Genomic DNA, 13,614 nt, shown 5'->3' with positions numbered 1-13,614 from the left:
ACAACCGGGCCGGCCGCCCGGCCCACTGGCGTCGGCGGCCGCCCGGATGCCCGTAGCATGCGCACCGTGATCAACGTCCAGGACCTCACCATGCGAATCGGCGCCAGGCAGCTGGTGTCCGGAGCCTCCTTCCGAGTGGACAAGGGGATGCGCATCGGGCTGGTTGGACGCAACGGCGCCGGCAAGACCACCATGACCAAGCTGCTGGCCGCAGCCTCGGTGGCGCAGGGCACCAGCCAGGCCGTCGCCGACGCCGACGAGCGCCACGGCCTGGAGGCCGTGGAGCACGAGGGCCTGATCACCTGCAACGGATCGGTCGGATACCTGCCGCAGGACACCCGGGTGGGCGACCTGAACGAGATCACCCGTGACCGGGTCCTGTCCGCTCGCGGCATTGACGCCCTGCTGGCCCGCATCCGTCGGGCCGAGCAGAAGATCGCCACCACCCAGGGGAATGCTCAGGCCAAGGCCCTGGACCGCTACACCCGGCTCGACCACGAGTTCACCATGGCCGGCGGTTATGCGGCAGCCAGCGAGGCAGCCCGGATCTGTGCCTCCCTGGGCCTGCCCGACCGGGTACTCGACCAGCCGATCGGCACCCTGTCAGGTGGGCAGCGGCGCCGCGTCGAACTGGCCCGGGTCCTGTTCCAGCAGCCCGACACGCTGCTGCTGGACGAGCCCACGAACCACCTGGACCACGACTCCATCCTCTGGCTGCGCGACCACCTGCGCGCCTACTCGGGCGGCTTCATCGTCATCAGCCACGACGTCGAGCTGCTGCGTGACACCGTCAACCAGATCATGTACCTGGACGCCGGTCGCGGCGTCCTGGACGTCTACCACCTGGGCTGGGACGCCTATCTCAAGCAGCGCGCCGATGATGAGAACCGGCGTCGTCGTGAGCGCGCCAATGCCGAGAAGAAGGCGGCTGCGCTGCGCGCCCAGGGGGAGAAGATGCGTGCCAAGGCCACCAAGGCGGTGGCCGCGCAGCAGATGCTCAAGCGTGCCGACCGCCTCATGGAGGGGCTTGAGGACGAGCGCACCCAGGAGAGAGTGGCGCACCTGCGCTTCCCCGACCCCGCTCCGTGCGGCAAGGTGCCGTTGCGGGCCGCCGGGCTGTCGAAGGCCTACGGCTCCCTGGAGGTTTTCGCGGGCGTCGACTTGGCCATCGACCGAGGCAGCAGGGTGGTGGTCCTGGGCCTGAACGGGGCCGGCAAGACGACGCTCCTGCGGCTGCTGTCCGGCGTTGAGGAGCCGGACTCCGGCCAGGTTGTGGCCGGGACCGGGCTGAAGCTCGGGTATTACGCGCAGGAGCACGAGACGATTGACGACTCGCTCAGCGTGGTGGAGAACCTGCGCGGAGCCGCGCCCGGCCTGGACGACACCGAGGTGCGTAGCGTGCTGGGCTCGTTCCTCTTCTCCGGGGCCGACGCAGACAAGCCCGCCCGCGTCCTGTCCGGCGGAGAGAAGACCCGGCTGGCCCTGGCACTGCTCGTGGTCTCCAGCGCCAATGTGCTACTGCTGGATGAGCCGACCAACAACCTGGACCCAGCCAGCCGGGAGGAGATCCTGCGGGCCCTGAGCACCTTCGGCGGCGCCGTCGTGCTGGTTACCCACGACGAGGGCGCCGTCAAGGCACTGAACCCCGACCGGGTGCTGCTGCTGCCCGACGGGGATGAGGACCTGTGGAGCGAGGACTACCTGGAGCTGGTCACGCTCGCATGACGCAATGGCGGCGGTGAGTGTCATCACTGGTGCCGGTGTTCCCGTCCAGCATGCGGCACGACGTAAGGTGAGGGGAACATCTCGGACCGTTGGCGTGTTCGCCCCGGTGCAAGGCACCCCTTAGTAGGAGTTTGTAGGAGACAGACATGGCTCAGACCACCCTGACCGACGCTTCCAGCGACACGACCACCGCCGCCCCCGCCCACGAGGTCATGCTCACCGAGGCCGCCGCCGCAAAGGTCGCCGGGCTGCTCGTGCAGGAGGGCCGGGACGACCTGCGCCTGCGCGTGGCTGTCCAGCCCGGCGGCTGCTCCGGGCTCGTGTACCAGCTTTACTTCGACGAGCGCGTCCTGGACGGTGACGCCATCCGTTCCTTCGCGACCGGGGACGCCGAGCTGGCGTCCGTGGAGGTGGTTGTGGACCGGATGAGCGTGCCGTACCTCAACGGCGCCACCATTGACTTCTCCGACACGATCGAGAAGCAGGGATTCACCATCGACAACCCCAACGCCGTCGGCACCTGCGCTTGCGGTGAGTCCTTCCACTGAGCACTCGTCGCCCAGTCCACGTGCAGCCGGCCCCTCCTGGGAGCCGGTGCCGCTGAGCGCCGGGGTGGCGCGGCGGACGCACGTCCCCCTCCCGCCCCGCCGCTGAACGCACGCATTCGAGGAGTATTCAATTGCGCCGTGCCGCAACCGTACTGCCCGCGCTGGCACTGACCGCCTGTCTGGCCCTTGCGGGCTGCACCGACTCGTCCGGGGACGCCGACGCCTCCGCGTCCGCTGAAGCCGCCGTTACGCCATTGAGTAACGTCGACTGCTCCGCACTCACCATTGACGACGACGCCGACTCCCTGCCCACGCTGGAGGGGGAGGCCGGATCCGAGCCCAAGGTCACCTGGGGCGACGGCGACGCCCCGGCCAACCTGACCGTCAAGACCCTTGATGCGGGCGACGGCGCCGAGCTGACCGAGGACTCTATCGTCGTCGCCAACTACGCCGGCTGGGAATGGGGCTCAACCGAGGTCTTCGACTCCTCCTACGCACGCGGGGAGGCGACGCCCTTCAGCCTGCAAGGGGTGATCTCCGGCTGGCGCTGCGGGATTGCCGGGCATCGTGTCGGGGATCGGCTGCTGCTCTCCATTCCCGCCGAGCTGGCATACGGCCAGCCGGCCGCGTCACCGAACTCTCCAGCCGGCCCCTTGGTGTTCGTGGTCGAGGTCCAACAGGCGATCAACACCGATGAAGTCGTCTCTGCCACGAAGGATGCGGAGGTTGACGCCGAGGCGCAGCAGGCTCTCACGGACCTGGGCGTCACCGTCTCCGGCGATCTGGGCGCCGCGGCCACCATTTCCGTGGCCGACGGCGCTGAGGCGCCCACCGAGCAGCAGAACCTCGTGCTGGCCCGTGGCACCGGCGACGAGGTGGCCGAGGGCGATCAGGTGGTATTGGAACTGGCCTTCGTCAACTGGGGCGACAACGGCTCCTTGCAGTCCTCCTGGGAGGCGGGCGGCCCGCAGATCATGACCGTTGCCACCGGGGCGCCAATCGGAGGTCTGTTGGGGGTGCCGGTCGGCTCCCGCGTCGTCATCCTCATGCCTGGCGACGAGTCGCTGGGCACGACCGCGGCCGCCTACGTCGTCGACGTGGCCAAGATCCTGTAACAACCGCCCGCTGCGGGCCCCGGCATGGCGAGGGCCGCCCGGCACCACACTGGTACCGGGCGGCCCTCGCATATGCGATGCGCCTGTTCAGCTCAGACTGCGCGGGCAGGTGTCAGCGCACGATCAGGCCCTCGGCGTGGGCGACGGCGTTCGCCAGGCGCTCGGAGACGTCCTCCCAGTTGACGATCTGCCAGATGGCGGCCAGGTAGTCGGCCTTGACGTTGAGGTAGTCGAGGTAGAAGGCGTGCTCCCACATGTCGATCTGGAACAGCGGGATCGTGCCCACGGGCACGTTGCCCTGCTGGTCGAACAGCTGGAAGGTGACCAGCTTGCCGGACAGCGAGTCGTAGGCCAGCACCGCCCAGCCGGAGCCCTGGATGCCCAGTGCGGCGGCGTTCAGCTGCTGCTTGAGGGCGCCGAAGGAGCCGAAGGAGTCCTTGATGGCCTCGGCCAGCTCGCCCTCGGGTTCGCCGCCCCCGTTGGGGGAGAGGTTCTTCCAGAAGATCGAGTGGTTGAGGTGTCCGCCCAGGTTGAAGGCCAGGTTCTTCTCCCACAGGTTGATGGCGGCGAAGTCGCCGTCGGCGCGGGCTGCGGCCAGCTGCTCCAGGGCGGCGTTCGCGCCGGTCACGTAGGCGGCGTGGTGGCGGTCGTGGTGGAGCTCCATGATGCGCCCGGAGATGTGCGGCTCGAGCGCGGCGTAGTCATAGGGGAGCTCGGGAAGCGTGTACTTCGGGACGGCGGTATCGGTTGATGCGGTCATGGCGGTCCTGCCTCGCGGATAGTGCGTTGTGTATGCCTGGGTTGCTGCCGGCTCACGTCGGACACTGGCAGCTGCTGACAGTCTTAGGGCAACAGACTCATACATGAGACTGAAGTCCTAGACGAGATTCATCGTAGACGTTGATTGGTCCGCAGAGAAGAGTGCGACGCGCCCCGGCGGCGCGATTACACTGACCGCTAAAGCCCACGTCGTCCACTGGAGGACCGCATGACCGACCAGGCGCAACCCGCCACCCTCGACCTCCTCGTCTTCTCCGATGACGCCACCGTGCGCCGCCAGGTGATTGACGGCGTCGGCCGCCGCCCCGCCAAGGGGACGCCGCCGGTCACCTGGACCGAGGCGGCGACCGCCGAGGGCGTCCGCCTGGCCATCAAGGACCGCGACAAGAACGGTGAAGCCCCCTTCGCCGCGCTGGTGCTCGACGCCGAGACCAAGAAGCTGGGCGGCATGGGGCTGGCGCATGAGCTGTTCACCGAGCTGGACCAGCGTCCGCCGGTGGTGCTGCTGACAGCCCGCCCCCAGGACGACTGGCTGGCCGCCTGGTCCAAGGCGGAAGTCGTGGTCCCGCGGCCGTTGGACCCGCTCAGCCTGCAGGAGGCAGTCGCCAAGGCGCTGCGTGCCCGCCGCGGCTCCGTCACCCCCGCCGGCTGAGAGCCGGCCGAAGCCGTCCGACCCCCGGCCGATCGGCGCTGAGGGAGGGGCGGCGTCAACGCCTCACGCCTCGGCGTCGATGACGCGGCGGTGCCTCACGGCGGCTCCCACTGGCCACGTAAGCGCTGTCGCCGGCCCGTCGGTAATGCGAGGGGAGGCGTCGTCGACGCCCGCGACCTCAACCAGCCGCGCACCCGCGTCCAGCACCCAGTCCGCAAGCAGTGCCGTCTCCTCCACACTGGTGTCCGCCCCGACGCGCGCGGGTCGGTCCACCACCTGCGCGGTTGCGCGCAGCGTCGCGATTGTGGGGCGCGGGTCCGCTCCGGGAGGCGTTACGGCCGAGCCCGCCAGGCGGCCCCAGCGCACGTCCACCAGCTCCCAGCCGCCGCCCTCCCGCCGTCGAGCCGCTACCAGGCGCGGGCAGGTCAGCAGTGGCCGGACCTTCTCCGCCCGGCACGCCCCCAGCAGCAGCGCCCGCAGCCGCCGGGTCCACAGCCCCGCCTCCTCGTAGCGCTCCTTTTCCGACAGCTCGCCGATCCGCTCCAACAGCGGCAGGGCCACCAGGTCGATCTCTCCAGCCAGGGCGCGGGCGGCCGTGGCGCCGTCGGCCGGAGAGTCCGCGCGGCGCACCGCGCGGGCGCTGTGCCCATCCCACGCATCCAGGCGCAGCACCGACTCGGCGGCCCGCCGCGCCTCCTGGGCAGCGGTGCGCGACGGGAAGGGGCCGATGGCAGCCCCCGCATCGTCAAGTGGCAGCGCGGTGGTCAGCGCCAGGTGCGGGTGCGGTGCGGCAGCCAGGCGCAGCCACGGACGCCGCTGCGGGGTGCGGGAGCGCCGGTTGACCGGCGGATCCAGCTCGGCGATCAGCCGCAGCTCGCGCACGCGCGCCTCCAGCTCGGTGGGAGTCTCGATTGCCCGCACGGACACGGTCGTGTCCAGCATCCGGGCGACCTGGGCGCGCTTCTCCGCGGCCGTGAAGTAGGAGCGCACCCGTCGGCGCAGGTTGACGGCACTGCCCACGTACAGCACCTGCCCGGCGGGGGACAGGAACTGGTAGACGCCGGGTGCGGCGGGAAGACCGTCCGCCAGACGGCTCTTGACCCGCCGGGCTGCGGGCACTGGGTCGGTGGCGGTGGCCAGGTCCTCCAGGTGGGTGACTCCCTGCGGGGCCAGCACCTCCAGGGCGGCGTGCAGCACGTCCACGGTGGCGCGCGCGTCGTCCAGTGCGCGGTGGGTGGGCGTAGTCGGCGAGCCCACGAAGGCGGCGAGCGTCCCCAGCTTGTGGTTGGGCACCTCTGTCCGGCTCCATGCCCGCCGTGCGAGCGCCAAGGTGTCCAGTACGGTGGGCTCGTCCCAGGTCAGGTTGAGGGCGTGGGCGGCTCCGCGCAGATGCCCGAGGTCGAAGCGGGCATTGTGGGCCACCGCCACCGTGGTCCGGTCGCCAAGGCGCGCCCAGTGAAGAAAGGCGGCCAGCGCCTGGCCGACCGCAGGGGCATCGGCGACCATGGCGTTGGTGATGCCGGTCATGAGCGTGATCTGTGCGGGGATCGCGGCGCCCGGATTTACGAGCGTGGAGAATTCCGAATCGACCACGCCGCCACGCACCTTGACGGCACCGATCTCAGTGATGGCGTGGGCTCCGGGCCCGCCGCCAGTGGTCTCCAGGTCCACGACGACGAAGGTCGCCTCGCGCAGGGGCGTGCCCATATCCGCGAATGATGCCTGCACCGGTAGCCGCTCGCGCACGCCTCGTCGGTCGTCGTCGGGGCGGACGGCGACGGGCGGATCGGGCGATGGCGCATCGGCGGGCACGTCGCGAGGCTAGACTGCTGTGCGCAGCCGATCCAGCCGCGGACACGCCCGGCGGGCGTAACCCGGACGGCCCGGCGACTTCCCGCCCGCCGCAGCACAGGAGGCCCTCATGGGGTACCGAGGTATCAAGGCCGCCGTCGGCCCTGCCATGGAGATGCTGTACCAGCCCTGGATCCGGGGCGAGGAGAACATTCCCGCCGAGGGGCCCGCCATCCTGGCCTCGAACCACCTTGCGGTGATCGACTCCTTCTTCCTGCCGTTGCTGATGGACCGCGAGGTCGCCTTCATCGGGAAGTCCGACTACTTCACCGGCAAGGGCATCAAGGGCTGGGCGGTGAAGAACTTCATGACCGCCGTCGGCACCATTCCCGTGGACCGCTCCGGAGGCAAGGCCTCAATGGCGGCCCTGCAGGCCGGCATTGACCGGCTGCGCTCAGGTGAGCTGTTCGGCATCTACCCCGAGGGCACGCGCAGCCCCGACGGGCGCCTTTACCGTGGCAAGACCGGGGTCGCACGGATCGCCCTGGCAACCGGGGCGCCAGTGATTCCGGTGGCGATGATCGGCTCGAACCTGGCGCAGCCCATCGGCCAGGTGGTGCCCTCCACCCGGCACCGGGTGGGCATCGTGATCGGTGAGCCGCTGGACTTCTCCCGCTATAAGGGCCTGGAGAATGACCGCTTCGTGCTGCGCTCCATCACCGACGAGATCATGTACGCGCTGATGGCGCTGTCCGGCCAGGAGTATGTGGACCTGTACGCCGCGGACGTGAAGAAGGCGATGGACGCGGAGAAGAAGACGGCCGAGGAGGTCGTCAACGAGATGCTCGAGGAGCTGGCCGCCAAGCGGCCGGCGGCCGCTCCGGTCCAGGCCCCCGGCGGCCGCCCCGCCCCCGACGTCGAGGTCCCCGAGCCGCCGGCGGAGCCAGACGAGCCCGAAGGCGCCGAGCCGGAGCCGGACGGCGAGGGCGTAGACTCGGACGCCGCCGAGCCGGAGGAGCGGCCGGAGCGGGGCGACGAGCCGGGCGGGCCGGACGATGCCGTGGACTGACGCCGCGCGGCGCCGGACCTGCCCATCACTCCCCGAGGAGCACCCGTGGTTTCTTATGCCTTCATCGACATCGGCATCTCCATCACCAAGCTGCTGCTCCTCGACTCCGGAAATGGGACAGCCGCTGCAGTGGTCGGCGAGGTGTCAGGGCTGCTCCAGCGGTTTCAACGGCGCTGCGAGCATGGGGCCATCCGGGCGCTGTCCGCTGAGACGATTGCTCGTGATGTCGCCGCCGAGGTACCGCGCGAGCATGAGGGTATTTCTGACGCGGATTGGTCGGTGGTGGGACGCGAGGTCGCCGCGCTCATCGATAGGCTGACGGACCGTCAGCGACGTGACGCGGGGTTTGAGTGGGAGAAGTTGCGAGATACCCTGCTTGAGAATGGTGGTAAGACGCGACGAGCGAGGCTGGCGGACGAGTCCGCGAAGCAGGCTTTTGACCTCGTGCTCGCCGTGGCGTGCAAGCAGGTGGTAAAGCGGTTCAGTAATGAGGAGGCGCTGCGTGAACTGCTCACGCAGATGGACCGCATTGATTCGACCTTGAGTGAGCTGCGCAGTCGTCCTGCGCAGGCGTCGAAGACACGAGTGGTTGTTGCGGAACATGCAGATGTGATCCAAGAACTCGCTCCGGAGGAGCTGGAGGCGCGTGAGACGGAGATTGCCGACCTACATGACTTCTGCCGTGACTCCGGCAGAACTTGGTATGCGGTGGAGGCGGAAATGGTCAGCGGCAAAACAGCGCTTACGGCAACCTTGGCTCGCAGGCCGCCAGCGGACGCGAAAGTGATCTCCTTTTTCGTGCGCCGTATTGGTGGCGACGGGAACGACCGCGAAAGGTTCTCCTTCGTGGTCCGCGCCCAGCTTGCCGATATCCTTGGCGAGGAATATGTGGCTTGGACGAATGGTCCCGAACAACCGACTGAGTTCACCTTGCAGTTGGAACGCGCCGCAATCGCCTGCCGTGCGGCCCGCGAACCGCAGGTATTGGTGCTGCTCGTTGACGGAATTGATGAGGATGTCTATTTCGAGCATGCCGACCAGGGTGGCGTGTCCTCTATTTTGTCATTGCTTCCGCGCCAGCTTCCGGATGGAATCAAGATTATCACCGCTTCCCGCCCCAACCCCCGGCTGCCGGAGGATGTGCTGTGTGAGGCGGCGGGGAGTCGCGATGTTGTGCCGCTGGTCCCCTCTACTATCGCGAGACGGAGCATCAATACAAAGAGCATTGAGCGGTTTTTCGAAAACCCACTCGCAGCGAACATCGGCGCTTTCCTTGCTGCCAGCGGCGGGGCCCTCACGGAGAATGACCTGCGCTCATTGCTGAATATATTTGAACCTAGTCGGAAACTTTCCTTGCATGAGGTGAATCGGTGTGTCAGCAGTTCGCCTGGGCGCATGCTTACTCCGGTCAAAGTGGAATTCGGCAATCAGGATGTGTGTGCCTATCGCCTGGGGCACGACGCTGTGCTGAGGGCGATTCTCCGGGAAATCGATTCTGACGCTGCCAGTGACAATGGGGATGGCGATGAGCGCTGGTGGGCCGGGGTCCGTGAGCGGGCGCTTGCTCCTTACCGCGCGGATATCGTGCGTTGGGTCAGGGATCGAGCGGAACGGGGGTGGTCGAGGGAGACGCCGGCCTACATGCTGAGTGAGGCTTGTTTCGATATGGTGGCGTCCGGCGAGGGTGTGGATGCTGGGGCGGTTGAGGTGCTGCTTGAGCCGGGTCGGTATGAGGAGATCCGCAGACGTTCCGGCACGGCTTCGAGGGTATTGCGGGTGCTTGACCGGGAATACCTGAAGGTGCTCGATGGTGAACTACCGGAACGACTGGTTCCCGCACTTCATGGAATCGCCGAAAAGCGCGATGGCATCCTAGCTCGTTGGCGTTATGTTCCCGGGGTATTGGCGACTTGGGTGACGCATCTTAGTCGAGAAGCTGTGGCGGTTATGGACATAGTTTTAGCGGTCTTTGAACCGAGTGCGAGAATTGATGCTTTGAAGGAGGTTGTCAGGGCTGCGATCGAGTCGGGTCGTGGAGATGGTTTCGTTCGCTTGGTGCCCGAGGTGATCGACTCTGTGGTAGCGATTCCTTCGCTTCGCGATTCGGTCCTGGGATGTCTTGTGGATCTCGCGGTTCAGGTTTACGTGTGTGCGCATGGAACGAGTGACTGCGAATTGGTTGATGTTGGGATTGACGCCATACGGGAGTCTCTTGAGCGCCTTGACGTCGGCGAGGTAATCCAAGGTGCTGGGAGCTCGCCTAATGGGAATGGGCGCGGAGACAGTGCGTCCTGCTTAGTCTCTTTTGCTGAGAGTGCTGCGCGTGAGATCAGGTCTCCTTCGGATCGGGCACGGCTGTTGGTGAGTGTTGCGCGTGCGTTGGTGGATGTGGGTGGTGTTGTGCGGGCGCGTGAGGTTGCTGAGGAGGCGTTGGCCGCTGCGAGTGAGTTCGAGTCACCTTCGGATCGGGCGCGGGAGTTGGTGGATGTTGCGCGTGCGTTGGTGGATGTGGGTGGTGTTGTGCGGGCGCGTGAGGTTGCTGAGGAGGCGTTGGCCGCTGCGAGTGAGATCGAGTCACCTTCGGATCGGGCGCGGGTGCTAGTGGGTGTGGTGCGGGCGCTGGTGGAAATGGGACAGAGCGGGCGTGCGCGTGAGGTTGCCGAGGAGGCGTTGGCCGCTGCGCGCGAGGTCGAGTCTCCCTGGGGTCCGTGGGGTCGGATTAAGGCGTTGGTTGAGGTGGAGGGGGCGCTGGTGGAAATGGGACAGAGCGGGCGTGCACGTGCGGCTGCCGAGGAGGCGTTGGCGGCTGCGCGTGAGATCGAGTCTCCTTCGGATCGGGCGTGGGCGTTGGCGGATGTGGCGCTGGGCTTGGTAGCTGCGGAGCGGGTTGAGCAGGCGGGCGAGGTCGCCGACCAGGCGTTGGCCGCTGCGCGTGAGAGCGAGTATCTTCCGGATCGGGTGTGGGCTTTGGCGTATGTGGCCGGTGCGCTGGCCGACGCGGGTGATGCTTCTCGAGCGTTGGCCGTTGCGCGTGAGATCGAGTCTCCTTCGGATCGGGCGTGGGCGTTGGCGCATGTGGCCGGTGCGCTGGCCGACGCGGGTGATGCTTCTCGAGCGTTGGCTGTTGCGCGTGAGATCGTGTCTCCTTCGGATCGGGCGTGGGCGTTGGCGCATGTGGCCGGTGCGCTGGCAGCTATGGGTGATGTTGTGCAGGCGGGTGAGGTTGCTGAGCAGGCATTGGTTGCTGCGCGTCAACCCAAGAAGTCTCGTGACCGGACCGTGTTTTTGGTGGATTTGGCCCGTGCGCTGGCCGACGCGGGGTGGGCTGAGCGAGCGCGTGAGGTCGCCGACCAGGCGCTGGCTGCTGTGCGTGAGATCAACAAGCAGTCTGGTTTCCGGGCAGTGTTGTTGATGAACATGGCGCGTGCTTCGGCGCTTGTGGGTGATGTTGTGCGGGCGCGTGAGGTTGCCGAGGAGGCGTTGGCCACTGCACATCAGATTGAGTCTTCCTCGGATCGGGTGAAGGCATTGGCGTTTATGGTGGGTGCGTTGGCGGGTGTGGCGCGTGCGTTGGCGGATGTGGGTGGTGTTGTGCGGGCGCGTGAGGTTGCCGAGGAGGCGTTGGCCACTGCACATCAGATTGAGTCTCCCTGGGATCCGTGGAGCCGGATTGACGTGTTGGCGGATGTTGCGCGTGCGTTGGTGGATGTGGGTGGTGTTGTGCGGGCGCGTGAGGTTGCCGAGGAGGCGTTGGCCACTGCACATCAGATTGAGGAACCCTGGGATCCGTCGGGCCGGATTGACGTGTTGGCGGATGTTGCGCGTGCGTTGGTGGATGTGGGTGATGTTGTGCGGGCGCGTGAGGTTGCCGAGGAGGCATTGGCCGCTGCGAGTGAGATCGAGTATCCTCCGGGGCGAGCGCGTGCGTTGGTGGATGTGGCGCGGGCGCTGGCGGAAATGGGACAGAGCGGGCGGGCGCGTGAGTTTGCCGAGGAGGCGTTGGCCGCTGCGCGTGAGAGCGAGTATCCTTCGGATCGGGGGCGCCTGCTGGTGGATGTGGCGCGGGCGCTGGCGGAAATGGGACAGAGCGGGCGGGCACGTGAGGTCGTCGAGGAGGCGTTGGCCGTTGCGCAGAAAACTGACTTCGCCCTGCTCATGGATCGGGCTCTTGCGCTGGCTCGCGCGCTGTCGATAGTGATTCAAGGACTTGTACGTGAGGGGGACGTCGAGGCAGCTGAAGCTCTATTCAAGGGGCAAATTGTCCGAGCGGTTGAGATCGAGTCTTCTGAAGCCAGTCGTTCCTACTTGGGTACCCTTGCCGAGGCCGGCGTCGAAGTCGCTCAAAGCCATGTCGCCGACCCGGAGGCATATGAGGGGTGGCTCAGCCTGGCGCGCTCTGCGATTGCTCGGAGCTGGCTGTATGGAGCACCTGTGTTCGAGCGCTTCGATGTGCTGGCGTGCGTCGCCCCCGAGTTCGCGACGCGGCTAGTCGACGAGCGCCTGCTCGCCGAGGACCATGGTGAGGCGGTGTGACCTCATTCGTTGCCGGAGGCTTCTGCTCGGTCTGATTCCGGGCGCGCGGGGGCGGCATCCCGATAGGATGGCCGCGACATGCCCCACCACCTACGAAAGGTTTCCGATGTCGATCCGTCGCGTCGCCCTCCTCACCGCGGGCGGCTTCGCCCCCTGCCTGTCCGCCGCCGTAGGCGACCTCATCGAGCGCTACACCGAGGTCGCCCCCGACGTTGAGATCATCGCCTACCAGTACGGCTACCACGGCCTGCTCACCGGCAACTACGTCGTCATCGACGACGAGGGCCGCAAGAACGCCGGCGTGCTGCGCCAGTACGGCGGCTCCCCGATCGGCAACTCCCGCGTCAAGCTCACCAACGCCAAGAACCTGGTCGAGCGCGGCCTGGTTGAGGAGGGCGTGGACCCGCTCGCCTTCGCCGCGGAGCGGCTGCGCGAGGATGGCGTCGACGTGCTGCACACCATCGGCGGTGACGACACCAACACCACCGCCGCCGACCTGGCCGCCTACCTGCACGAGCACGACTACGACCTCACCGTCGTCGGCCTGCCCAAGACGATCGACAACGACGTCGTCCCGATCCGCCAGTCGCTGGGCGCCTGGACCGCCGCCGAGCAGGGTGCCGGCTTCGCTCTCAACGTAATCGGCGAGCACCGCTCGAACCCGCGCATGCTGATCGTCCACGAGTGCATGGGCCGCAACTGCGGCTACCTCACCGCCGAGACCGCCCGCCGCTACCACGAGCTGCTCAAGGACCGCCAGTGGGCGCCCTCGTTGGGGCTCACCAAGGAGCGCTGGGACGTGCACGCCGTCTTCGTGCCGGAGGCCAAGCTGGACATCGCCGCCGAGGCCGAGCGCCTCAAGGCCATCATGGACGAGCAGGGCAACGTCAACATCTTCCTGTCCGAGGGCGCCGGCGTCCCCGAGATCATCGCGGAGATGGAGGCCAAGGGTGAAGAGGTCCAGCGCGACCCCTTCGGCCACGTCAAGCTCGACACCATCAACCCCGGCCAGTGGTTCGCCCGCCAGTTCGCCGACAAGATCGGCGCCGAGAAGGTCATGGTGCAGAAGTCCGGCTACTACTCGCGCGCATCCGCCGCCAATGAGGAGGACCTGGCCCTGATCAAGCAGATGTGCGACCTCGCCGTCGAGTGCGCGCTGCGCGGCGAGCCCGGCGTCATCGGCCAGGATGAGGAGAACGGCGACCAGCTCGGCGCCATCGCCTTTGACCGCATCGCCGGCGGCAAGCCCTTCGACATCACTCAGCAGTGGTTCGTCGACCTGCTTGCCGAGCTCGGCCAGAACCTCGAGCCCGCCGCACCCACCGGCGGCGAGGCCTGAGCCGCAGGCTCAGCCAACCGGCTAATAGGGGTCGGGCGGGCGCAGGAGAACGCGTTCGCCCG

Annotated in this window: 9 protein-coding genes; 7 read left to right on the top strand and 2 right to left on the bottom strand. The window is 67.5% G+C overall.

Features of this window, described 5'->3' with window-relative positions:
* The first annotated feature begins 66 nt into the window (after window positions 1-66).
* The 3 genes from E4J16_RS07475 to E4J16_RS07465 all read left to right on the top strand — a co-directional run bounded on the left by E4J16_RS07475 (window position 67) and on the right by E4J16_RS07465 (window position 3,388).
* Window positions 67-1,725, top strand: a complete 1,659-nt coding sequence (locus tag E4J16_RS07475; RefSeq protein WP_187271269.1) for an ABC-F family ATP-binding cassette domain-containing protein — start codon at window positions 67-69, stop codon at window positions 1,723-1,725.
* Between the two features lie 146 nt (window positions 1,726-1,871).
* Window positions 1,872-2,273 (top strand): HesB/IscA family protein, encoded by a 402-nt coding sequence (locus E4J16_RS07470; RefSeq protein WP_136193239.1) that lies wholly within the window; start codon window positions 1,872-1,874, stop codon window positions 2,271-2,273.
* A 131-nt stretch (window positions 2,274-2,404) separates the two neighbouring features.
* Complete coding sequence (locus tag E4J16_RS07465) at window positions 2,405-3,388, top strand: FKBP-type peptidyl-prolyl cis-trans isomerase (protein WP_136193240.1); 984 nt, start codon at window positions 2,405-2,407, stop codon at window positions 3,386-3,388.
* 112 nt (window positions 3,389-3,500) lie between these two features.
* Here E4J16_RS07465 and E4J16_RS07460 read toward each other — a convergent pair whose 3' ends face one another.
* The gene (locus tag E4J16_RS07460; protein ID WP_136193241.1) at window positions 3,501-4,148 is read right to left on the bottom strand and encodes a superoxide dismutase; all 648 of its coding nucleotides are present in this window, start codon (window positions 4,146-4,148) and stop codon (window positions 3,501-3,503) included.
* 228 nt (window positions 4,149-4,376) lie between these two features.
* Between E4J16_RS07460 and E4J16_RS07455 the strand changes: the two genes are divergently transcribed.
* Window positions 4,377-4,820, top strand: coding sequence for a DNA-binding transcriptional response regulator (locus tag E4J16_RS07455; protein ID WP_136193242.1), 444 nt, complete (start codon window positions 4,377-4,379; stop codon window positions 4,818-4,820).
* A gap of 63 nt (window positions 4,821-4,883) precedes the next feature.
* On the opposite strand, the gene E4J16_RS07450 is transcribed toward E4J16_RS07455, so the two are convergent.
* Window positions 4,884-6,548 (bottom strand): DEDD exonuclease domain-containing protein, encoded by a 1,665-nt coding sequence (locus E4J16_RS07450; RefSeq protein ID WP_136314624.1) that lies wholly within the window; start codon window positions 6,546-6,548, stop codon window positions 4,884-4,886.
* A 193-nt stretch (window positions 6,549-6,741) separates the two neighbouring features.
* On the opposite strand from E4J16_RS07450, the gene E4J16_RS07445 reads away from it, so the two are divergent.
* The 3 genes from E4J16_RS07445 to E4J16_RS07435 all read left to right on the top strand — a co-directional run bounded on the left by E4J16_RS07445 (window position 6,742) and on the right by E4J16_RS07435 (window position 13,552).
* Entirely contained in the window at window positions 6,742-7,680 is a 939-nt protein-coding gene (locus E4J16_RS07445) for a lysophospholipid acyltransferase family protein (RefSeq protein WP_240038057.1), read from the top strand.
* A 45-nt stretch (window positions 7,681-7,725) separates the two neighbouring features.
* A complete protein-coding gene (locus tag E4J16_RS07440) occupies window positions 7,726-12,213 on the top strand; it encodes a P-loop NTPase family protein (protein ID WP_136313655.1) in 4,488 nt (1,495 codons plus the stop codon).
* 106 nt (window positions 12,214-12,319) lie between these two features.
* Window positions 12,320-13,552: a pyrophosphate--fructose-6-phosphate 1-phosphotransferase gene (locus E4J16_RS07435; RefSeq protein WP_136193246.1), complete on the top strand. Its 1,233-nt coding sequence runs from the start codon at window positions 12,320-12,322 to the stop codon at window positions 13,550-13,552.
* The last annotated feature ends 62 nt before the right edge of the window (window positions 13,553-13,614 follow it).

The organism is Actinomyces procaprae (assembly GCF_004798665.1).
In the GTDB taxonomy this organism is placed as follows: domain Bacteria; phylum Actinomycetota; class Actinomycetes; order Actinomycetales; family Actinomycetaceae; genus Actinomyces; species Actinomyces procaprae.
The sequence above is the reverse complement of the archived record's forward strand: the minus strand, read 5'-3'. Positions and strand labels throughout refer to the sequence as shown.

What these genes read in the sequence shown, in the direction of transcription:
- E4J16_RS07470 (WP_136193239.1), top strand. Translation starts at nt 1,872, where the DNA reads ATGGCTCAGACCACCCTGACCGACGCTTCCAGCGACACGACCACCGCC.
- E4J16_RS07460 (WP_136193241.1), bottom strand. Translation starts at nt 4,148, where the DNA reads ATGACCGCATCAACCGATACCGCCGTCCCGAAGTACACGCTTCCCGAG.
- E4J16_RS07455 (WP_136193242.1), top strand. Translation starts at nt 4,377, where the DNA reads ATGACCGACCAGGCGCAACCCGCCACCCTCGACCTCCTCGTCTTCTCC.
- E4J16_RS07445 (WP_240038057.1), top strand. Translation starts at nt 6,742, where the DNA reads ATGGGGTACCGAGGTATCAAGGCCGCCGTCGGCCCTGCCATGGAGATG.
- E4J16_RS07435 (WP_136193246.1), top strand. Translation starts at nt 12,320, where the DNA reads ATGTCGATCCGTCGCGTCGCCCTCCTCACCGCGGGCGGCTTCGCCCCC.